The sequence below is a fragment of the Telluria sp. ZB4P36 genome (assembly GCF_059685865.1).
Window position 1 is genome coordinate 166,555 of sequence record NZ_JCASIE010000005.1, and the last position, 20,425, is coordinate 186,979.

The following is a 20,425-nucleotide window of genomic DNA, read 5'->3' on the forward strand; positions in this document are numbered from 1 at the left end:
ACCCGCATGAAACTTCCCGTCCTTGCCGCCTCCCTGCTGCTTGCCTTCGCCACCCAGGCCGGCGCACAGACACCCGCCGCCAGCAAGCCTTTCGTCTGGGAGAACGCCACCGTCTACTTCCTGCTGACGGACCGCTTCAACAACGGCGACAAGGCGAACGACCATGCCTACGGGCGCAAGGACGATTCGGCCAAGCTGCGCGGTTTCATGGGCGGCGACCTGGCTGGCATCACGGCCAAGATCAAGGACGGCTATTTCAAGGAGCTGGGCGTGAACGCGATCTGGCTCACGCCGCCCGTCGAGCAGATCCATGCCTCGACCGACGAAGGCACCGGCAATTCCTACGGTTTCCACGGCTACTGGGCCAGGGATTTCACCGCGGTCGACGCCAACCTCGGGACCGGGAAGGACTTCCGCACGTTTGTCGAAACCGCGCATGCCAATGGCATCCGCGTGATCCTGGACGTGGTGATGAACCATACCGGCCCGGTGACGAGGATGGACCCGGTGTGGCCGTCGGACTGGGTGCGCACCAAGCCGAAATGTACCTACAAGGACGTGCCGACCACGGTCGACTGCACCCTGGTGGACAACCTGCCGGACTTCCTCACCAACAGCAACGAGAACGTCGCGCTGCCTCCGGTCCTGGTGGCGAAGTGGAAGAAGGAAGGGCGCTACGAGCGCGAGGTGAAGGAGCTGGACGCCTTCTTCAAGCGCACCGGCTATCCGCGCGCGCCGCGCTATTACCTGATCAAGTGGCATGCCGACTGGGTGCGCAAGTATGGTGTCGACGGCTTCCGCGCCGACACCGTCAAGCACACCGAACCGGGCGTGTGGAAGGAACTCAAGCAGGAAGCCAGCCTGGCCTATGAAGCGTGGAAGCGCGCCAATCCGGCCAAGCGCCTCGGCAATCTGCCCTTCTTCATGACCTCGGAAGTCTACGGCTATTCGATCAACCATGCCCGCAGCTTCGACATGGGCGGCGGCGTCAAGGTCGATTGGCTCGCCAACGGTTTCGACAGCATGATCAACTTCAGCATGAAGTCGGATGCGGGCCAGGGCTACGAGAAGCTGTTCTCGGATTACTCGCAGGCCCTGCACGGTCCGATGAAGGGCTATTCGGTGCTGAACTACATCAGCTCGCACGACGACGGCAGCCCCTTCGACCCGGCGCGCCAGCGCCCGCTCGAATCGGCCAACAAGCTGATGCTGGCGCCGGGCTCGGCCCAGATCTACTACGGCGACGAGACCGCGCGGCGGCTGGACGTCGAGGGCGCGGAGGGTGACGCCAAGCTGCGCTCCTTCATGAACTGGGACGAGCTGGCATTCAACGCGCAGCGTGGCATGCACCGGGTGGCCGAGGTGCGCGAGCACTGGGCCAGGCTGGGCCGCTTCCGCGCCGCGCATCCGGCGGTGGGCGCGGGCCTGCACCAGATGATCGCTTCCAGCCCCTACACCTTCAAGCGCACCTGGGAAAAGGATGGAGTGAGCGACCGCGTGGTAGTGGCGCTCGACCTGCCGAAGGACAAGGCGCTGCCGATCCAGGTGGCCGGCGTGTTCAACGACGGCCAGACGGTGCGTGACTGGTACTCGGGCAAGAGGGCGGTGGTCAAGGACGGCAAGGTGCAGTTCGATGCCGCGGCGCCGGTGGCGCTGATCGCCCAGGACTGAGCCGCCCAGGTGCTGGTGGAGGGGAGGGAAGCAGGCGGGCGTATTTTTGCCATTCGATCAATGGTATCCTAGCGCGATCCGGGACCGTCGTCCCGCCCCCCGAAGCGATCGTAATGACTGTTGAACCCGACACCGAACTGAAACCCTCCCGCGCCGCATTCGCCGATGGCCCGCGCCTGCTCGCGGACATCGGCGCCACGCACGCGCGCTTCGGCCTCGAGACCGCGCCCGGCGTGCTGCGCCAGGTCGCGGTGCTGCGCTGCGACGACTACACCGGCATCGTGCCGCTGCTGCACGCCTACCTGGCCCAGGCCGGCGGGGTGCGCATCAACCACGCCGCCTTCGCGCTGGCCAATCCGATCAGCGGCGACTACATCCGCATGACCAACCGCGACTGGCAATTCTCGACCGACGAGGTGCGCCGCACCCTCGGCCTGTCGACCCTGCTGATCGTGAACGATTTCACGGCGCTGGCGATGGCGCTGCCGGGCTTCGAGCCGAAGGACCTGCTGCAGGTCGGCGGCGGCGCCCCGCAGAGCCATGCGGTGGCCGGCGTGCTCGGTCCGGGCACCGGCCTGGGCGTATCGGGCGTGATCCCCACCATCGACGGTTTCGTCACCCTCGGCAGCGAGGGCGGGCACGTGAATTTCGCCCCGGCCGACGAGCGCGAGTTCGCGATCCTGCAGTACGCCTGGAAGGAATGGCCGCACGTGTCGAACGAGCGCCTGATCTCCGGCCCCGGCATCGAACTGATGTACCGCGCGCTGGCGCAGAGGAATGGCGTGCAGGTCCAGGCGCGCAGCACCGCCGAGATCGTGAGCGGCGCGCTCGAGGGCGGCGATGCGCTCTGCCTCGAAACCCTGGAAAGCTTCGCCGGCATGCTGGGCAGCGCGGCCGCCAACCTGGCGGTGACCCTGGGCGCCTTCGGCGGCATCTTCATCGGCGGCGGCATCGTGCCGCGCATCGCCGAGTGGTTCGCGACCTCTCCCTTCCGCGCCCGATTCGAGGCCAAGGGCCGCTTTACCGAGTACATCGCGCAGATTCCGACCTACGTCATCATGACGCCGAATCCGGCGCTGTACGGCGTCGCGCGCATCCTGTCCGAGCACCTGCGCGGCCGCAGCGGCGCCAACACCCTGATGGACCGCGTGCAGCAGCTGCGCCACGAACTCTCGCCGGCCGAGCAGCGCGTCGCCGCCCTGGTGCTGGAGCACCCGCGCAAGGTGCTGTCCGAGCCGATCGCCGAGATCGCGCGCCTGGCCGACGTCAGCCAGCCGACCGTGATCCGCTTCTGCCGTTCGCTCGGCTTCCAGGGCCTGGCCGATTTCAAGCTCAAGTTCGCCGGCAGCCTCACCGGGACCATCCCGGTGCGCCACAGCCAGGTGCGCCTGAGCGACAGCACCCACGACCTGTCGGCGAAAGTCATCGACAACACGGTGTCGGCGATCCTGAAGTTCCGCGACCAGCTCGACGTGCATGCGATCGACCGCGCCATCGAATTGCTGCGCCGCGCGCGCCGCGTCGAGTTCTACGCGATGGGCAATGCGCGCGCGGTGGCGCTGGACGGCCAGCACAAGTTTTTCCGCTTCCGCATTCCCGCCGCGCTGTACGGCGACTCGCACCTGTTTACGCTGGCCGCCGGCCTGCTGGGACCGGGCGACGTGGTGATCGCGATCTCCACCGGCGGCCAACTGCCGGAGCTGCTCGAAGCGGTCGACACGGCACGCGCCACCGGGGCCGACGTCATCGCCATCACCAGCAGCAAGTCGGCGCTGGCCAAGAAAGCCACCGTCTGCCTGGCGGTCGACCACAGCGAGGACAGCACGACCTTCCTGTCGATGATCTCGCGCATCCTGCAGCTGCTGCTCATCGACATCATGTCGGTCGGGATTTCGCTCGGCAACCAGGGCGGCAACGGCGAAGCGGGCGAGGGCGATGCGGAACGCAGGCTGCTGATCTCTCACCTGGACATGTAAGGCCTGTCCACCCAACGATTTTCGAGGCGGTTCCATGTACGAACATTCCCCGCGCCGGCGCCAACTGCTTGGTGGCGCAATGGCCCTGCCGCTGGTCGGCATGGGCGCAGGCACGCGCGCAGCGGTGGCCGACAGGCCGCTGCGCGTGGGTGGATTGCCGGTCACCTGCAACCTGACGCTGCCGATTGCCTGCAAGGCCAGGGCGGCTGCCGACGGCAAGCCGGAGGCGTCCTTCACCGCTTTCGAGTACAACAAGTTCTCGGGTTGGCCGGAGATCAAGGAATCCCTGATGACGGGCCGCATCCAGGCCGCCTACATGCTGGCGCCGCTGGTGATGGACCTGACCGATTGGCGCATCCCACTGAAGATCGTCTCGCTGGGACACCGTTCGGGCGCCGTCATCATGGTGCGCACCGATTCGCCCTTCCGGAAGTTTGCCGACCTGCGCGGCAAGAGCATCGCCATCCCCAGCCGCTTCGCGGTGGACTATCTGTTCCTGCGCAAGATGCTGGCGCGCGAAGGCATGAGCGCGAAGGACATCGAGATCATCGAGATGGCGCCGCCGGACATGCCGGCCGCGCTGTACGCCCGCGCCGTCGACGCCTACTGCACCGGCGAGCCTTTCGGGGCCGCGGCCCAGCGCGCCGGCTATGCGCGGCCGTTGTCGATGACGCGCGACCACTGGCGCAACTACATCTGCTGCGTGCTGACCGTGCGCCAGGAACTCATCGACACCAATCGTCCGCTGGTGCAGGACCTGGTCAACTACGTGCAGGCGGCCGGCAACTGGCTCGATGCGTCGCCGGCCAACCGCGACAAGGCGGCCGTGATCGCCGCCAACCGAAAATTCTTCAACCAGGACCCGAACATCATCCGCTTCGTCATGAACAATCCCGCGGACCGCGTGACCTATGGCGACCTGCGCATGTTGCGCGCCGAGTTCGACGAACTGATGCAGCTGTCGGTGCAGGCGGGCACGCTCAAGCGCCCGGTGCGCTACGAACAATACGTGGACGAGAGCTTCGTGAAAAACATCCGGCCGGTGAAGGTGGGCTTATGAAGCGCATCCTGCTTGCGGCACTGCTGCCGGCAGCCCTTGCCGCGCAGGCCGCCCCGGTGCTGAAATCGGGTAGCTTCTCACCGGCACGGCCGGCGCCCGAGATCGCGCAGCAGGCCGCGGACGGCAGCGGCTTCCGCCTGTCCGCGCTGCGCGGCAAGGTGGTGGTGCTGGAGTTCGGCTTTACCCATTGCCCGGCCGTGTGCCCGGCCTCGCTGGCCACGCTGGCGCAGGCGCGCCAGAAGCTCGGCCCGCACGCCGACCGGCTGCAGGTGGTGTTCGTCTCGGTCGACCCGGAGCGCGACACGCCGGCACGGCTGAAGTCTTACCTGGTGCAGTTCGACAAAAGCTTTATCGGCCTGACCGGCACGCCCGAGCAGATGGCGGCCATCCGCAAGGACTACGGCATCACGGCGACCAGGTTCCCTGCCCCCCCGGGCCAGGGCGGCTACCAGATGGGACACTCGTCCTACCTGTATTTCATCGACAGGAAGGGCATGCTGCGCGCCCTGATGCCCTTCGGCCGTCCGGCCGACGAGATCGTGCACGACGTGAACGTGCTGGCGGCCGAGTAGATGAAAAAACGGATCGGTATCGCCGTCATGGTGGCGCTGGCGGCAGCATCGCTGGCATGGGCCGCGTTCGCACCGCTGCATGCGGCCTCGCGCGACCAGCTGTTCGAGATCCCGAAGGGCAACTGGGAGCGCCGCATGAAAGGCGACAAGACCAGCATCCTGCCGGAGCACATCACCCTGACCCTGGGCCTGCGCGACGTGCTCCTGCTGCGCAACAGCGATACGGTGCCGCAGATGTTCGGCCCGGTCCTGATCATGCCGGGACAGGACTTCCGCCTGCCCTTCGGCCAGGCCGGCGAGCACCCCTTCGACTGCACCGCCCACGCCAGCGGCAGGATGACGGTGCTGGTCGAGGAAGCGCCTGCCGCCGGCCTGCCGCGCCTGAAGTGGCGCCTGCAATCCCTACTGAACCGCAACGTATAAGCTATGGATAGATTGAACCGGATTTGGCCCCCGCTGCTGGTGATCGCCGCCATCGTGCTCCTGTGGTGGGCCGCGATCGCGGCCAGCGGCAGCCTGATCTTCCCGTCGCCGCAGCAGGTGGCCAGCGGCATGCTGGAGCTGGCCAGGGACGGCACGCTGTGGCAGCACATCATCGCCTCGCTGGTGCGGGTGGCCACCGGCTTCCTGCTGGCGCTGGTGGTCGCGCTGCCGCTCGGCCTGTGGATGGGGCGGGTGGACGGCGCCTACCGCACGCTCAATCCGGTTTTCCAGATCATGCGCCCGATCTCGCCGATCGCCTGGATCCCGATCGCGATCCTGTGGTTCGGCGTGGGCGACGTCGCGCCGGTATTCCTGATCTTCCTGGCCGCGGTGTTCCCGCTGATCGTGCAGACCTCGGCGGGCGTGCACGCCATCGACGGGCGCTACCTGCGCGCGGCCGAGAACTTCGGCGTCCCGCGCGCCAAGCTGTTCCGCCAGGTGATCGTGCCGGCCGTGCTGCCCGAAGTCCTGACCGGCATGCGCATCGCCCTCGGCGTGGCCTGGCTGGTGGTGGTGGCCGCCGAGATGATCGTGCGCAGCTCCGGGCTGGGTTTCCTGATCATGGACGCGCGCAATGCCGGCAACCGCTACGACCTGGTGGTGGCGGCCATGATCATCATCGGTCTCATCGGCCTGGGGCTGGACGCGCTGATGCGCCGCCTCGAAGGTCTCAAACAGGTAAGGTGGCGCTATGGACGCTAAGGTCGAATCCAAAATCGCGATCCGCGCCCTGCGCAAGGGTTTCAAATCGCTGCAGGTGGTGGATGGCATCGACCTGGACGTCGCGCCGGGCGAGTTCATCGCCATCGTCGGACCCTCCGGCTGCGGCAAGTCGACCCTCATGAAGCTGCTGTCGGGCTTCGAGCATCCCGACAGCGGGGCGGTGGCGATAGACGGCGTGCAGGTCACGCGGCCCTCGCCGAATGCGATCGTGATCTCGCAGCACGGTTCGGTCTTCCCCTGGCTGACGGTGCGCGAGAACCTGATGTTCGGCCTGTCGGGCAGGGACGATGCCGCCAGGGCGGCGACCGCCGACCACTACGCCGAGGTGGTGGGACTGAAGGGTTTCGAGAAGTCCTACCCGCACGAGCTCTCGGGCGGCATGCTCAAACGCGTCGAGATCGCGCGCGCGCTGGCGGTGAAGCCCGACATCCTGCTGATGGACGAGCCCTTCTCGGCGCTCGACGCGCTCACCGCGCTGAAGATGCGCAACGAGCTGCTGCGCGTGCTGCGCGAAGAGAATCATACGGTCATCCTGATCACGCACGACGTGGAAGAGGCGCTCTACCTGGCCGACCGCGTGGTGGTGCTGTCGCCACGCCCGGCCACGATCCGCTCGGTGTTCCCGGTCGCGCAGCCGCATCCGCGCAAGGTGTCGGACCCGGCGCTGCAACAGATGAAGGATGCGATCCTGGAGCAGCTCGGGCTCTCCTTCGCCTGACCTCAGTCGCGCGCCGTGCGCCATTCCTGGCGCTTGGCAGGCGTCTCGGGCGCAGGACAGTTGGTCAGCCTGATCTTGCCGTGCATTTCAATCATTTCGACGTTGGTGACGGGTGAGCGCTCGGTGATGCAGTAGGTGCGCCGGCCCGAGATGACGCGCGTGCGGCGCGCGCCGTCGCCGGTGTTGTTCACCAGTTCCTCGACCTTCGGCGCTTCGAACAGGCGCGGCGGCGCCAGCGCGTGGGCCTGTTCCATGCCCGCGCGCATGCGCAGTTGCGGACTGTCCGGCGGCGCCACGATGAGGGGCTTGCTTTCCTTGCGCAGGGCGCGATCGATGCTGCCGACGCTGCGCCGGGCGTTTTCAAGGATGGCGGCGGCGCTGGGCCGGGCCGGCGGCTCCGCTGCTGCCGGCTCCGGTGCGGGTTCCTGGACGATGGGTGCAGCCGGCTCCGGCGCGGCGGGCGCGGCCGGCGCCCGCGGGGCGCGTGCGGGACGGCCGGGCCGGGGTGTCTCCACGGCCCTCGGTACGGGCGCCGGAACAGGGGCCGGTACCAAGGGCGGCAAGTCGACCCATTGCATGAGCGCTGCCTCTTGCTGCTGCGCCGGCGGCTGCGTGCGCGTCATTTGCCAGGCCATGAGCAGTGCCGCATGGACCAGGACCGTGGCGAGGACGCCGGCCAGGCGGCGGTCGGCTGCGAAGCCTGCGGCCGGGACCGCGGAGGGAAGGGGGATGCTGGGCATATTCCCGGAGTATAGCGAATGGCATGCGCTGCATATCCACCAATTCTCTCTTTGCAAGTTCAATCGCTCAGCCGCCGATGTTGTTGTGCTAGCATCAACGGATTCCTTGTCCCGTCGGCACCTGCCATCCTTTCTTGAGCACGCTTCCCTACCCGCCGCGTTTTCCATGGCGCCTGCGCATGGCGGTGCTGGGCTCCTTGCTGGCGCATGCACTGTTCCTGAGCCTGAGCCTCGGCGGCGATGCGTTGGGACTTCCCGGCTTGCGCTTTCCCTGGGAAGAACGGCGTCTCGCCGCACATGACTTGCGTGTCGTGCTCGAAACCGCAGCGCCGGCGCCGGCGCCTGTGCCCGCCGACCTGCCGCTTCCCCTGGTCGAAGCTGGCGCCGCGGTCCGTCCCGCGCCGCTTCCCCGTCCGGTGCCGGCACCGGACGCAACTGAAAGCATCAAGCCGGATCTGGAGACCAGACAGGAAGAAAGCAAACCCGTGCCGGCGCAGGCCACGCTCGCGCCCGAGACACAGGATGCGCAGCAGCGCCAGGCAGAACTGATCGCGCTCGCGCAGCGGGAAGCGGCGCGCCAGGAAGGATTGCGGCAGGAGGCCTTCCGCGTCGAGCAGGCCGCAAGGGACGAGGCGGCGCGGGTGGAAGCCGGGCGCCTGGATGCGGCAAGGCGCGAGCAGGAAAGGCTGGACGCGGCACGCCAGGAGCAGGCGAAGCAGGAGCTGGCAAGGCAGGAGCTCGCGAAACAGGAGCAGGCCCGCCAGGAACAGGCAAGGCAGGAGCAGGCCAGGAAAGAACAGGCCAGGCTGGAGAAGGCCGAGCAAGAGGCCAGGCGCGAGGAGCGCCTGCGCGCGATCGGCCGGCAGCTCGACCAGGAGGCGGCCCAGCGCAATGCCGGCGGCCTGCGCCGCGGCTGGTTGTTCGGACGCGCCGACCCGAACGCCGACCTGGTCCAGTACGCGCAAGCCATGGGCCGCAAGATCGAGCTGAACATGAGCTTCGACATGGTGCGCGAGCTGGTCAGGCAGCCGCACGTCCGGCCGGTGGTGACGGTGGCGGTGCGCGCCGACGGCAGCGTGGAAAAGGTGACGTTCGTGAGCTCCAGCGGCGTGGCCGCGCTCGACGAGGCGGTGCGCAAGGTGATCGCCAGCCAGGCGCCCTACGGTGCCTTCCCGCCGGCCCTGGCGCGCCAGTACGACGTCATCGAAATCCGCCGCACCTGGGTCTTCGACATGGCCATCCGGCTGGAGTGAGGCTGCGGCCTGTTGTGCGTCGGCGCTGCCGGGCTTCTGATAAGGTTTGCCGGACATGACACCAGAGGAGCCGGCATGGAACGATACCTGATCGTTTACCGCGGATCGACCGTCGACGAGTCGGAAGGGCCGCAGCACGACCCGCAGCGCTGGGCGGAATGGTTCGAGATGCTCGGCGCCACGCTGGTGGACCGCGGCGGGCTGTCGCACAGCAGCGTCGAGGTGCCGAGCCGCCTGCTCGGCCCGAAACTCAACAGCGCCTCGCTCTCGGGTTACTGCGTCATCACGGCCGCCGACTTCAACGAGGCGGTCAGCGTGGCCGAGGAATGCCCGATCTTCGACGAGAAGGGTTCGGTGGAGATCGCCCGCCTGCTTGGGCCGACGGGCTGAATCTTCATTCCGCGACGAAGACCACGGCGGTGCGCGGCGGCACCGTGAAGCTGCCGCTCGCGCTGTCGAAGCGTGCCTGCGCGGCGCGCTTGTCGGCCGCACCCGCCGCCGCATGCACCGGATGCAGCCTCAGGCGCTTGCCGCGCAGCGCCGCATCGCTCACCGTGTGCGCCACCTTGTCCACGTTCACCAGGTAGCTGATGCCGGCGAAGCGCGCGCCCGGATAGCCCTTGCCGTCGATCCAGGCCGCCAGCACGGTGGCCTGCTGCTGCGGTCCCGTGTTGAAGAAGCGCAGGCGCTCGACGATGTCGGCGCTGGAGCGCAGGCGGAACAGGGTCGAGCTGGCGCGGATCGCCAGCAGGTCGCGGAAGGCGTCGCGGGCGAAGGCGATGTCGGACGGCTGGGGCCTGATCGCCGCGGCCCTGGCCAGGTAGGGCTTGAGCAGGGGCCAGTCCTTGCCGTTGTCGTCGCTCTGCGGCAGGCCGGTGCCGAAGTAGTTGTCCTGGTAGCTCCAGTCGATGCGGTTGAACCAGTCGCCCGAATTGAAGCTGTTCTTGTCCAGCGACTTCGAACGCAGGGTATCGATGCCGGCGTGGTAGTAGGCCACGCCCTGGCTGAAGGCGTTGATCGCCATGCCCAGCACCTGCACGCGGGCGCGCTCGGCCGGCGGGGTGTCCACCGGCAGCTTGAGCACGTTGATGTCGAACAGGGTTTGGTTGTCGTGGTTCTCGACGTAGTTCACCACTTCGCCCGGCTGGCTGGCATAGCCGGCCGGCTGCTTGCCGTAGGCGATGTCGTCCAGCTTGCGCAGCTGGCCTTCGAAGGTCTGGAAGGCGTAGGGGCGCACCGAGCCGGCCAGTCCGACGCGGATCATGTCGGCAGCGCGCAGCAAATCGACCTGCTTGTGTTCGCCGCCTTGCGCGTTTGGATCATAGACCAGGCCATTGATGTAGCCCTGGCGCCGCACCATTGCTTCGCCCGAGTCGCCGGCCGAGCCGCCGCGTACCGCGTCGCGCGCGCGGTCGCTGAAGGTGCCGATGCCGGAACCGTTCAGCGACAGTTGCGAGGCCTGCACGAAGCGCGCGCCATCGGCCACCTCGCCGAAGTTCCAGCCTTCGCCGATCAGCTGCACGTGGCGGCCGGCAGCCTTGTCGACCCGCTTCTGCAGGGCTTCCATCGCCGCGCGCGGCTGGTGGCCCATCAGGTCGAAGCGGAAGGAATCGATCTTGTAGTGGCGGGTCCACAGCTCGGCCGAGTCGATCATCAGCTTGGCCATCATGCGGTTCTCGGTGGCCGTGTTGTCGCAGCAGGTCGAGCGCTCGATGCCGCCCGTCGCGTTGAGGCGGTGGTAGTAGCCTGGCACCACGCGGTCCAGCACCGACTTCTCGTTCTGGCCGGCGATGAAGGTGTGGTTGTAGACCACGTCGGTGCCCACCCGCAGGCCGGCGCGGTGCAGGTCCATCACCATCTGGCGGAATTCGAGGATGCGGCGCGCGCCGTCCGCAGGGTCGCTCGCGTAGCTGCCTTCCGGCGCGCTGTAGTGGTAGGGATCGTAGCCCCAGTTGAAGCAATCCAGATCGGCGGTCTTGCGGGTGAGGGCCTGCTGGCTCTCGCCGTCCGGCGTGCCCGATGGCTGCGGTACCGCGCAATCCTTTTCCGGCACACTGCCCAGGTCATAGACCGGCAGCAGGTGGATGTCGGTCAGGCCGGCCTTGGCCAGGGCCTTCAGGTGGCGCATGCCGTTCGAGCTGCCTTCGCCGAAAGCCGTGTACTTGCCGCGTTTCTCCGCCGGCACGCTCGGATCGTTGATCGAGAAGTCGCGCACGTGCAGCTCGTAGATCACCATGTCGGTCTGGGCCTTGACCGTGTCCGGTGGACGCGTCGCGTCCCAGCCCTTCGGCTTCAGGCTTGCCGCACCGAGGTCGGCGACGTAGCTGCGCTTCGAGTCGGTGGTGAGGCTGACCGAATACGGATCGGTCACCAGGTTGCGCACCAGGCCCATGCCGTCGACCGCCACGTCCACCGCGTAGCGGTAGTAGCTGCCTGACAGGTCGCGCGCCACCTGCGTGTTCCAGGCGCCGGTACGCGCGTCGAAGGCCATCTGGTGCACTGCGCTGGCCTTGCCGGTGGCGCTGTCGTAGCTGCAGACGGCGGCCGTGCGCGCGGTCGGCGCCCACAGGCGGAAACCGGTGCGGCCCTTCTTCGGCGTGGCGCCGAGGTCGGAGATGGCTTCGGCGGCGGCATACAGGTCGTCCAGCGCGCCCGCTACCTGGATGCGGGTCGCCGCGCGCACCGTGCCGTCCGCGGCTTCCTGCACCAGCACCAGCTGGCCGCGGTGCAGGTCCTTCATGCGCGCCAGGTCGGCCGCGCGCACCGACAGGACCGGCCCGGCCGCCACGTACTTGAAGCGGACCGGCAGTGTTGCGTCGGAAGCCTCGAGCGCCAATGCGCCATCGGCGCCTTCCACTTTGGCGCCCGGCCTGGCGACGATGGAGGCCTTGGCCGAGTGATAGAGGCGGAAGGCGGCGCCCGCGTCGGCGCCGGGCCAGGTCAGGAGGCGGCGGTCGAGCCAGACGGCGCGCGCGTCGAAGCTGGCGCTGGAGGCATGCAAGACCTGCTGGAACGCAGGGTCGTTGCAGGTCTCGAGGGGGACCGCGGCGTGGGCGGACGAGGCGAAAGCGGCGGCCGCAAGGGCCGCGTAATGGAGTCGGGTCATCGTGGCGAGGGAAGTGGGTGAAGCAGGGCGGGCCGCGGCCCGCCCATGGAAAAATCAGGCGCGGTAGTGATCGACCATCTTGTAGCGCCTGGCGTACAGGCCGAAGGCCAGCGCGGCCAGCAGCGCGAAGGCGGCGAAGAAATACATCTGGAAGGCGATCACGCCCACGCCGGAGTTTTCGATGTGGGCGATCACGGCCCCGTTCTTCACGCCCGCGTTCACGATCAGCACCCACAGGTTGCCGACCGTGACCGCCAGGTACCACAGCGCCATGATCACGCCCTTCATCGATGCCGGAGCCTGGCTGTAGGCGAATTCGAGGCCGGTGGCCGAGACCAGCACCTCGCCCAGGGTCAGCAGCGCATACGGCAGGATCTGCCATGCGATCGACACCGTGTCGCCGCCGTCGAGCTGTACCTGCAGATTGCCGACCACGATCCAGGCCAGCGCCGAAAACGCGATGCCGGCGGTCATGCGGCGCAGGGCGGTCGGCACCAGGCCCATCTTGTTCAGCAGCGGGAACAGCACCAGGTTGTTGAAGGGGATGAGCAGCATCACCAGCAGCGGATTCAGCGCCTGCATCTGGGCCGGGATGACGTTGAAGGTCCAGCCCAGCAGGTTCACTTCGGTGGACATGGCGTTGGCCTGCACGATCCAGGTCGAGGCCTTCTGGTCAAACAGCGACCAGAACGGGGTCACCAGGCCGAACACGATCAGGATGCGCAGCACGGCACGCACGCCGTCAACGGCGGCGTCGGGGTGGACGCCGCGGGCGCGGTCCAGCTGCATCGAGGCGCCGATGCCGACGCAGGCCAGCAGCAGCACCAGCGCGGTGCAGGCGGCGATGACGAAACCCCAGCTTGGGATGTTCGCCAGCGAGAAGAGGGCGCCGACCATGCCGATCACGGCGACGATCAGTCCCGGACGGCCCGCCCCGGGCTGCCTTGCCAGCACGGCGGTGCGCACCACGCGCAGGAAGGAGTGCGGATCGCTCGGCGCCGGCGGGACGTGCACGTATTTCTTCTTGCCGCTCCACAGGACCATGGTGGCGATGAACATCAGGATGCCCGGGATGCCGAAGGCGACCGAGGGGCCGTAGTCGCGCAGGAAAATCGGCATCAGTGCCGATGCGAAGAAGGAGCCGAAGTTGATGATCCAGTAGAAGGCGTCGAACACCACCTTCGCCTTGTCCTTGTTGGTCTTGTCGAACTGGTCGCCCACGAAGGACGCCACCAGCGGCTTGATGCCGCCGGAACCGAAGGCGATCAGGAAGAGGCCGAAATAGAAGCCATTGACGCTGTCCTCGAAAATGGCCAGGCAGGCGTGGCCGGCGCAATAGATCAGGCTGAACCAGAAGATGGTGTTGTACTTCCCGAAGAAACGGTCGGCCAGCCAGCCGCCCAGCAAGGGGAAGAAATACACGCCCATCATGAAGGTGTGGAACACGTGCTTGGCTTCGCTGGGGCGATGGGCCTCGGCCACGAACAGCAGCAAGGTCGAGATCAGGAAGGGCGTCAGGATGTTGCGCATGCCGTAGAAGCTGAAGCGCTCGCAGCCCTCGTTGGCGATGATGTAGGGGATCTGCCGCGGCATGCGGCCGGTGCTCTTCACTTCGGTTGCTGGAGCATTCATGGCTTCCTCGGAAAACGATACAGACGCGATCCTATGCCGAGGCTCAGTTACTTTGCAATAAAAATATCGTCGCGAAACATTACCGATACAAATGACCCGTAGTTTAGCTACTTTTTGTTTGGATCCATCACGCGGAGGTTTTTGTTAAGTGCTTGAAATAAAAGGGAATAGCGGTTGAGTGGCGCATGATTGACCGATTGTAAAGTTTTTTCTCATCCTGTATATTGCCTAGAATTCTGACCTATCCTCACGGACCTGCCATGACCCAGATCTCGACGACCGACAACCCGAACTGGTGGAAAGAAGCCATCATCTACCAGGTCTATCCGCGCAGCTACCTCGACACCAATGGCGACGGCGTGGGCGACCTGGCGGGCATCACCGAGAAGCTCGACTACATCGCGAGCCTGGGCGTGGACATCGTCTGGCTGTCGCCCTTCTTCAAGTCGCCGATGAAGGACTTCGGCTACGACATCGCCGACTACTGCGACGTCGACCCGCTGTTCGGCACCCTGGACGACTTCGACAAACTGGTCGCCAAGGCGCACGGCCTGGGCCTGAAGATCATGATCGACCAGGTGATGTCGCACACCGCCGACACCCATCCCTGGTTCGCCGAAAGCCGCAAGAGGCGCGACAATCCGAAGTCGGACTGGTATGTGTGGGCCGATCCGCTCCCGGACGGCTGCCCGCCGAATAACTGGCTGTCGGTGTTCGGCGGTTCGGCCTGGCAGTGGGATACCCGCCGCAAGCAGTACTACATGCACAACTTCCTGGTCAGCCAGCCGCAGCTGAACTTCCACAACCCGGAAGTGCAGCAAGCCCACCTGGATGCGCAGCGCTTCTGGCTGGCGCGCGGCGTGGACGGCGTGCGCATGGACGCCTGCGTGTTCCACTTCCACGACCGCCAGTTGCGCAGCAACCCGCCGGCCCTGGTGCGCGACACCTCGACCGTGACCGACGTGAACCCCTACGGCATGCAGGCCCACCTGTACGACAAGACCCAGCCGGAGAACATCGCCTTCCTGCAGCGCGTGCGCGCCCAGCTGAACGAGTTCGGCGCGGTCTCGATCGGCGAGGTCAGCTCCGATGACGCGCTGGCGCAGATGGCCGAGTACACCGAGGGCGGCGACAAGCTGCACATGGCCTACAGCTTCAACCTGCTCACGCCGCAGTTCACGGCTGCCCATATCCGCAAGCAGGTCGAGGATTTCAGGGAGCGCGTGAAGGATGGCTGGGCCTCCTGGTCGGTCGGCAACCACGACGCCATCCGCGTTGTCACCCGCTGGGGCGGCGCGGAAGGTCAAAGCGCGACCCCGGCCTTGGCCAAGCTGGTGCTGGCCATGCAGCTCTCGCTCAAGGGTACCCCTTGCCTGTACCAGGGCGACGAGCTGGCCTTGAGCGAAGCGGAGGTGCCGTATGAGCTGCTGCAGGACCCCTACGGCATCACCTTCTGGCCCGAGTTCAAGGGCCGCGACGGCTGCCGCACCCCGATGCCCTGGACGCGTGAGGCGCCGCATGCCGGCTTCACCACCGGCACCCCGTGGCTGCCGGTGGCCGAGCCGCACCGCGCGGCCAGCGTCGCGCAGCAGGACCGCGATCCGGCGTCGATGCTGAACTTCCAGCGCCGCTTCATTGCCTGGCGCCGCAGCATGCCGCAGCTGACCCGCGGCGAGATCGCCTTCTTCGATGCGCCGGAGCCGGTGCTGGCCCTGCGCCGCGACGTGGCAGGCATGGACAGCGTGCTGGCCGCCTTCAACCTCTCGAACCGTGAAGTCAGCTTCGACTGGCCGGAAAGCGCGGCGGCGCAGGGGCTGGATGCGCATGGGCTGCCGGGGCAGGCAGTTGGCGGCAAAGTCACCCTCCCGCCCTACGGCGCCTGGTTCGGCAGTATCCCGGGCGCTCGGTAATGGAGAGCGCGGGGGAGCTCGACAAGTCCGCGCGCAGCGCCTTCGCCGACGGAGCGCGCCTGCTGGCCGACATCGGCGCCACCCACGCGCGCTTCGCCCTGCAGACCGCGCCCGGCGTGTTCAGCGCCGTGCGCGTGCTCAAGTGCGAGGATTTCGACGGCATCGTCCCGCTGCTGCGCCACTACCTGCAAGACCATGGCGGCGTCAAGCTGCACCACGCGGCCCTGGCGGTGGCCAACCCGATCAGCGGCGACTTCGTCCGCATGACCAACCGCGACTGGCAGTTCTCGACCGACGCGGTGCGGCGCGAGCTGGGCTTGAGCACCCTCCTGATCGTCAACGACTTCACCGCGCTGGCGATGGCCATCCCCGGCTTCGCTCCGGCCGACCTGATGCAGGTGGGGCAGGGCGCGCCGGCGCCGAACGCCGTGGTCGGCGTGCTGGGGCCGGGTACGGGCCTGGGCGTGTCGGGCGTGATCCCGACCGCCGACGGTGTCGTCACCCTCGGCAGCGAAGGGGGGCATGTCAACTTCGCCCCGGCCGACGAGCGCGAGTTCGCCATCCTGCAGACCGCATGGAAGGAGTGGCAGCACGTCTCGAACGAACGCCTGATCTCCGGCCCCGGCATGGAAATCATCCACCGCGCGCTGGCCGAGCGTAACAACATCGCAGCGCCGCAGCGCAAGGCGGCCGACATCATCGCCTGCGCGCTCGACCAGCAGGACCCGCTGTGCCTGGAAACCCTGGAATGCTTTTGCGGCATGCTGGGCGGCGCCGCCGCCAACCTGGCGGTGACGCTGGGCGCTTTTGGGGGCATCTTCATCGGCGGCGGCATCGTGCCGCGCATGGGCGAATGGTTTGCCGGCTCGCCCTTCCGCGCCCGCTTCGAGGCCAAGGGCCGCTTTTCACGCTACCTGGCCGGCATCCCGACCTATGTCATCACCGCGCCCAACCCGGCCTTGCGCGGGGTGGCGAGCATCCTTGCCGAGCACCTGCGCGGCCGCAGCGGCGCCAACACCCTGATGGAACGGGTCCAGCAGCTGCGCCACGCCCTCAGTCCGGCCGAGCAGCGCGTGGCGGCCCTGGTGCTGGAACAGCCGCGCCTGGTGCTGAACGAGCCGATCGCCGAGATCGCGCGCCTGGCGGTTGTGAGCCAGCCGACCGTGATCCGTTTCTGCCGCTCGCTCGGCTTCCAGGGCCTGGCCGACTTCAAGCTGAAATTCGCGAGCAGCCTGACCGGCTCGATCCCGGTGCGCCACAGCCAGGTGCGTTTCAGCGACAGCACCCACGACCTGTCGGCCAAGGTGATCGACAACACGGTGTCGGCGATCCTGCGCTTCCGCGACCAGCTCGACGTGCGCGCGCTCGACCGCGCCATCGAACTGGTGAGCCGGGCGCGCCGCGTCGAGTTCTTCGCGATGGGGAATTCGCGCGCGGTGGCGCTGGACGGACAGCACAAATTCTTCCGCTTCCGTATTCCGACCTCGCTGTACGGCGACTCGCACCTGTTCCGCCTCGCGGCCGAACTGCTGCAACCGGGCGACGTCGTCATTGCCGTGTCGAATTCGGGCAGCATCGCCGAATTGCTGGAGGCGGTGGACATCGCCCGCGCCGCCGGCGCCGACGTGATCGCCATCAGCAACAGCCAGTCGCCTTTGGCACGCAAGGCCACGGTCTGCCTGGCGGTGGACCATGCGGAAGACAGCACCAGCTTCCTGTCGATGATCTCGCGCATCCTGCAGCTGCTGCTGATCGACATCCTGGCGGTGGGGATCTCGGTGGATGGCCAGCACGGTGAAGCGCAGGACATCGAACAGCGCAGGCTGTTGATCTCGCACCTGGATAGCTGAGCCGGCGGCATGACGAACAGTCCGCCTTCGTCCGACCTGCACGCCCATTACGCCGCCATGTGGGAGCGCGCTTATGGCGCGATCGCCGCCGGCGACATCGACCGCGACGAGCGCCTCGCCGCCGGACCCGATACGCGCCGCGGCCTGACCCTGGTCGCGCGTCCCGGCGCGGCGCTGGCGGCGCGTTTCGATGCGCTGCTCGGCCGGCTGGCCGCCGCCGAACCGGATCAGTACCGCCATCCCCCTGCCGACATGCACCTCACCGTCCTGTCCCTGTTCACCGCCACGGAAGATCCGGCCGCCCAGGTGGGCAGGTTGGAGGAGTACCGCGCTGCCGTGCATGCGGCGCTGGACGGCATGGCGGCCTTCGAGATCGACTTCGACGGCATCGCGCTGTCGCGCGGCGCGGTGCTGGCGCGCGGTGTTCCCCGCGGCCCGGCGCTGGAAGGCTTGCGTGAACGCCTGCGCGGCGAATTGCTGGCGCGCGGCCTGGCCGGCACGCTCGACCAGCGCTACCGCCTGGTGACCGCCCATGCGACCCTGTTCCGCTTTGCCGCGCCCTTGCGGAACCCGTCCCGCTTTGCGGCGCTGCTGGCGGAACTGCGCGACGAGCCGCTGGGCAGCATGCGGGTGGACCAGCTGGAACTGGTGATCAACGACTGGTATATGTCGAGCGCGCAGCTGGAGCGGGTGGAGGTGTTGCGCCTGCCGGCCTAGTCTGCGCTCTTGAGCTCGACCCGCTCGATCCTGCGCCGCCATTCCTGCAGTGTGAGCAGCGTATCTGCCTCGGCATCTTCCACCAGGATCTCGTCCCCCTGCTGCGAAACGAGGAAGCTTTCGCGGCGGCGCACGTCGGCGGCGCGGTTTTCGACGAAGCTCAGCTGGTAATACTTCTTGCCGCTGATCTCGCGCGGCACCGGATCGTCCTCGATGACCGCGCCGTGGGCCTTGCCCTTCGAGCGCTTCTCGATCTGCTCGGACCAGGCCTTCAGTTCCGGCACGGCGAGCAGGGCCGTCATTGCCTGCTCCTTGCTGCGCAGCGGCGCTTCCTTGACGACCGCGGGTGCCGGCTTCGCTTCCTCGCGCTCGGCGCGCTTGCAGCCGGTGGCCGCCAGGGCCACGACCAGGGCAGCGGCCAGCAGGGACAGGGAAGGACGGATTGCAGCGCGTGTCGACATGGAGTGCCTCGTAGTGTGAGCTGCAAGTCTACACGCCGTGTGTTGCAGCGGCAACAATCACTGGCCCAGGGCAGCATCGGCCCGCAAGTTGCGGGCGAGGTAGCGCGCCAGGTCGGCCCCTGGGGCCGGCGGCGGCGGGGCGCCCAGGTAACGATGCAGCATCCGCAGCAGCAGGTGCATCTGCGCCTTGCGCGCCAGCGGGTTGCGGGCATTGTGGCCTTCCTCGGGATCGACCAGCAGGCTGACCGGCTTGCCCAGTTCCTGCAGGCGGGCGACATAGTCGGCGACCGCCTCCACCTCGACCAGTTCGTCCTTGCCGCCGGCGATCACCAGCAGCGGTGTGCGCACCTGCGCGGCCAGGCGCACGGGCGCGGCGCGCGCTATCGGCTGCATCTGCGCCGGATCGTCCGGGTCGATGCCCACTGCCGCCAGCACCCGGCGCAGCGGCCGCTCGCCCGGCCTGGCCGGCGCCGCTGCCGACACCCGCATGTTGCGGGCGAAGTCGGTGGGCGGCTGGCCCGCCAGGCCGAAGCGGAACATGTCCGGTGTATGGCTCAGCGCCAGCAGGGTGGCATAGCCGCCGAAGGACGAACCCGCGATGCCGAGGCGCCGCGGATCGCCGACGCCCTGGGCCAGCAGCCAGCGCACGCCGTCGATGATGTCGGCCTGCACGCGGCCGTTGCCGTAGTCGGCGCCCGGCGCGCCCGCATATAGCGTTCGCCGTAGCCGGTCGTGCACCCATCAGGCGCAGGCGGTGGCCGAAATCGATGCCGCCGTCGAACACCACCAGGTGGGTCAGGCCGTCGATCACGCGCATCTCGAGCACGCCGGGCAGGTGGGCGGCTTCGGGTTGGCGGAAGGGGAAGTCGGCGATCCACAGGCTGACCCGCTCGCAGAAGTCGCCGGGCGGCGACATGTGGCGCAGCAGGCCGCGCTCGAGGATCACGAGGTTGTCGGCGACGCGCTCGATCTCTTCCATCTGGTGCGAGCAGTAGACGACGGTGGCGCCGTCGTCCAGGCTGGTCTGCAGCAGGGCGTCGAGGAAGGCGCGCTTGGCCACGACGTCCAGGCCGAGCGTGGGTTCGTCGAGGATCAGCAGTTCCGGCCCCTGCGCCAGGGCGAGGGCCAGGCTGACGCCGGCGCGTTCGCCGCGCGACAGCTCGGCGATCCGCTGGCGGTCGGCGACGTTGAAGTTGGCCAGCACCTGGCGGTAGCGCGCATCGTTCCACAGCGGGTAGAGACGGCGCTGCATGTTGGCCAGTTCCGCGACCCGCATCCAGGCCGGCAGGGTGTGCTCTTCATTGACGAAGCCGATGCGCGAGCGCAGCTGCGGGGATAGGAGGCGGCTGTCGCAGCCCAGCACCGAGGCGGAGCCGCTGTCGGCGCAGGCGAAGCCGAGCAGCACGCGGAACAGGGTGGACTTGCCGGCGCCGTTGGCGCCGACGATGGCATGCACGCCGCCGCGCGGCAGGTGCAGGCTCAGGTGGTCGAGGGCTTGCTTGCCCTTGTAGGACAGGCACAGCCGGTCGGTCGAGATGACGAAGTCGTTCATG

17 protein-coding genes and 1 pseudogene are annotated in these 20,425 nt (G+C 67.7%); 12 read left to right on the forward strand and 6 right to left on the reverse strand.

Annotated features, from left to right (window positions below; all coding sequences use genetic code 11):
- Window positions 1-6 precede the first annotated feature (6 nt).
- The 7 genes from AC56LK_RS10000 to AC56LK_RS10030 all read left to right on the forward strand — a co-directional run bounded on the left by AC56LK_RS10000 (window position 7) and on the right by AC56LK_RS10030 (window position 7,203).
- Complete coding sequence (locus tag AC56LK_RS10000) at window positions 7-1,671, forward strand: alpha-amylase family glycosyl hydrolase (protein ID WP_497184402.1); 1,665 nt, start codon at window positions 7-9, stop codon at window positions 1,669-1,671.
- A 113-nt stretch (window positions 1,672-1,784) separates the two neighbouring features.
- Complete coding sequence (locus AC56LK_RS10005) at window positions 1,785-3,647, forward strand: glucokinase (protein WP_497184403.1); 1,863 nt, start codon at window positions 1,785-1,787, stop codon at window positions 3,645-3,647.
- Between the two features lie 34 nt (window positions 3,648-3,681).
- Entirely contained in the window at window positions 3,682-4,707 is a 1,026-nt protein-coding gene (locus AC56LK_RS10010; protein WP_497184404.1) for an ABC transporter substrate-binding protein, read from the forward strand.
- On the forward strand, window positions 4,704-5,279 hold the full coding sequence (locus AC56LK_RS10015; protein WP_497184405.1) for an SCO family protein: 576 nt from the start codon (window positions 4,704-4,706) through the stop codon (window positions 5,277-5,279). Before AC56LK_RS10010 ends, AC56LK_RS10015 begins: the two co-directional genes overlap by 4 nt.
- Window positions 5,280-5,702, forward strand: a complete 423-nt coding sequence (locus AC56LK_RS10020) for a cupredoxin domain-containing protein (protein WP_497184406.1) — start codon at window positions 5,280-5,282, stop codon at window positions 5,700-5,702.
- Between the two features lie 3 nt (window positions 5,703-5,705).
- Window positions 5,706-6,464 (forward strand): ABC transporter permease, encoded by a 759-nt coding sequence (locus tag AC56LK_RS10025; RefSeq protein WP_497184407.1) that lies wholly within the window; start codon window positions 5,706-5,708, stop codon window positions 6,462-6,464.
- The gene (locus AC56LK_RS10030; protein ID WP_497184408.1) at window positions 6,454-7,203 is read left to right on the forward strand and encodes an ABC transporter ATP-binding protein; all 750 of its coding nucleotides are present in this window, start codon (window positions 6,454-6,456) and stop codon (window positions 7,201-7,203) included. The genes AC56LK_RS10025 and AC56LK_RS10030 overlap by 11 nt, the downstream gene beginning before the upstream one ends.
- Window positions 7,204-7,205: 2 nt before the next feature.
- On the opposite strand, the gene AC56LK_RS10035 is transcribed toward AC56LK_RS10030, so the two are convergent.
- Complete coding sequence (locus tag AC56LK_RS10035) at window positions 7,206-7,943, reverse strand: hypothetical protein (protein ID WP_497184409.1); 738 nt, start codon at window positions 7,941-7,943, stop codon at window positions 7,206-7,208.
- Window positions 7,944-8,077: 134 nt separating this feature from the next.
- On the opposite strand from AC56LK_RS10035, the gene AC56LK_RS10040 reads away from it, so the two are divergent.
- Both AC56LK_RS10040 and AC56LK_RS10045 read left to right on the forward strand, forming a co-directional pair.
- Window positions 8,078-9,196 (forward strand): TonB C-terminal domain-containing protein, encoded by a 1,119-nt coding sequence (locus AC56LK_RS10040; RefSeq protein WP_497184410.1) that lies wholly within the window; start codon window positions 8,078-8,080, stop codon window positions 9,194-9,196.
- A gap of 75 nt (window positions 9,197-9,271) precedes the next feature.
- Window positions 9,272-9,586 carry a hypothetical protein gene (locus tag AC56LK_RS10045; protein ID WP_497184411.1) on the forward strand — a complete coding sequence of 105 codons (315 nt, stop codon included), beginning with the start codon at window positions 9,272-9,274 and terminating at the stop codon, window positions 9,584-9,586.
- 4 nt (window positions 9,587-9,590) lie between these two features.
- Here AC56LK_RS10045 and AC56LK_RS10050 read toward each other — a convergent pair whose 3' ends face one another.
- Both AC56LK_RS10050 and AC56LK_RS10055 read right to left on the reverse strand, forming a co-directional pair.
- Complete coding sequence (locus AC56LK_RS10050) at window positions 9,591-12,302, reverse strand: alpha-1,6-glucosidase domain-containing protein (protein WP_497184412.1); 2,712 nt, start codon at window positions 12,300-12,302, stop codon at window positions 9,591-9,593.
- A gap of 54 nt (window positions 12,303-12,356) precedes the next feature.
- Window positions 12,357-13,895, reverse strand: coding sequence for a POT-type proton-dependent oligopeptide transporter (locus tag AC56LK_RS10055; protein ID WP_497184475.1), 1,539 nt, complete (start codon window positions 13,893-13,895; stop codon window positions 12,357-12,359).
- A 299-nt stretch (window positions 13,896-14,194) separates the two neighbouring features.
- Here AC56LK_RS10055 and AC56LK_RS10060 point away from each other — a divergent pair, with 299 nt between their 5' ends.
- Genes AC56LK_RS10060 through AC56LK_RS10070 form a run of 3 tightly spaced genes read left to right on the forward strand, consistent with a single transcriptional unit; the run spans window position 14,195 to window position 18,411 of the window.
- A complete protein-coding gene (locus AC56LK_RS10060; RefSeq protein WP_497184413.1) occupies window positions 14,195-15,844 on the forward strand; it encodes an alpha-glucosidase in 1,650 nt (549 codons plus the stop codon).
- Window positions 15,844-17,694, forward strand: a complete 1,851-nt coding sequence (locus AC56LK_RS10065; RefSeq protein WP_497184414.1) for a glucokinase — start codon at window positions 15,844-15,846, stop codon at window positions 17,692-17,694. Before AC56LK_RS10060 ends, AC56LK_RS10065 begins: the two co-directional genes overlap by 1 nt.
- 9 nt (window positions 17,695-17,703) lie before the next feature.
- The gene (locus AC56LK_RS10070; protein WP_497184415.1) at window positions 17,704-18,411 is read left to right on the forward strand and encodes a 2'-5' RNA ligase family protein; all 708 of its coding nucleotides are present in this window, start codon (window positions 17,704-17,706) and stop codon (window positions 18,409-18,411) included.
- Here AC56LK_RS10070 and AC56LK_RS10075 read toward each other — a convergent pair.
- The 3 genes and pseudogenes from AC56LK_RS10075 to AC56LK_RS10085 form a co-directional block, all read right to left on the reverse strand.
- Window positions 18,408-18,872: a hypothetical protein gene (locus AC56LK_RS10075; RefSeq protein WP_497184416.1), complete on the reverse strand. Its 465-nt coding sequence runs from the start codon at window positions 18,870-18,872 to the stop codon at window positions 18,408-18,410. The two genes, AC56LK_RS10070 and AC56LK_RS10075, sit on opposite strands and share 4 nt — an antisense overlap.
- Window positions 18,873-18,929: 57 nt before the next feature.
- Window positions 18,930-19,610, reverse strand: coding sequence for an alpha/beta hydrolase family protein (locus tag AC56LK_RS10080; protein WP_497184417.1), 681 nt, complete (start codon window positions 19,608-19,610; stop codon window positions 18,930-18,932).
- A 397-nt stretch (window positions 19,611-20,007) separates the two neighbouring features.
- Window positions 20,008-20,424: pseudogene (locus AC56LK_RS10085) on the reverse strand (ATP-binding cassette domain-containing protein); the annotation flags it as partial.
- Window position 20,425 lies beyond the last annotated feature (1 nt).

Excerpts from the sequence above, each read along its gene's own strand:
- AC56LK_RS10070 (WP_497184415.1), top strand. The coding sequence starts at position 17,704 with ATGACGAACAGTCCGCCTTCGTCCGACCTGCACGCCCATTACGCCGCC.
- AC56LK_RS10015 (WP_497184405.1), top strand. The coding sequence starts at position 4,704 with ATGAAGCGCATCCTGCTTGCGGCACTGCTGCCGGCAGCCCTTGCCGCG.
- AC56LK_RS10020 (WP_497184406.1), top strand. The coding sequence starts at position 5,280 with ATGAAAAAACGGATCGGTATCGCCGTCATGGTGGCGCTGGCGGCAGCA.
- AC56LK_RS10025 (WP_497184407.1), top strand. The coding sequence starts at position 5,706 with ATGGATAGATTGAACCGGATTTGGCCCCCGCTGCTGGTGATCGCCGCC.
- AC56LK_RS10030 (WP_497184408.1), top strand. The coding sequence starts at position 6,454 with ATGGACGCTAAGGTCGAATCCAAAATCGCGATCCGCGCCCTGCGCAAG.
- AC56LK_RS10060 (WP_497184413.1), top strand. The coding sequence starts at position 14,195 with ATGACCCAGATCTCGACGACCGACAACCCGAACTGGTGGAAAGAAGCC.
- AC56LK_RS10075 (WP_497184416.1), bottom strand. The coding sequence starts at position 18,872 with ATGTCGACACGCGCTGCAATCCGTCCTTCCCTGTCCCTGCTGGCCGCT.
- AC56LK_RS10045 (WP_497184411.1), top strand. The coding sequence starts at position 9,272 with ATGGAACGATACCTGATCGTTTACCGCGGATCGACCGTCGACGAGTCG.
- AC56LK_RS10035 (WP_497184409.1), bottom strand. The coding sequence starts at position 7,943 with ATGCCCAGCATCCCCCTTCCCTCCGCGGTCCCGGCCGCAGGCTTCGCA.
- AC56LK_RS10010 (WP_497184404.1), top strand. The coding sequence starts at position 3,682 with ATGTACGAACATTCCCCGCGCCGGCGCCAACTGCTTGGTGGCGCAATG.
- AC56LK_RS10000 (WP_497184402.1), top strand. The coding sequence starts at position 7 with ATGAAACTTCCCGTCCTTGCCGCCTCCCTGCTGCTTGCCTTCGCCACC.
- AC56LK_RS10055 (WP_497184475.1), bottom strand. The coding sequence starts at position 13,895 with ATGCCGCGGCAGATCCCCTACATCATCGCCAACGAGGGCTGCGAGCGC.
- AC56LK_RS10065 (WP_497184414.1), top strand. The coding sequence starts at position 15,844 with ATGGAGAGCGCGGGGGAGCTCGACAAGTCCGCGCGCAGCGCCTTCGCC.
- AC56LK_RS10005 (WP_497184403.1), top strand. The coding sequence starts at position 1,785 with ATGACTGTTGAACCCGACACCGAACTGAAACCCTCCCGCGCCGCATTC.
- AC56LK_RS10050 (WP_497184412.1), bottom strand. The coding sequence starts at position 12,302 with ATGACCCGACTCCATTACGCGGCCCTTGCGGCCGCCGCTTTCGCCTCG.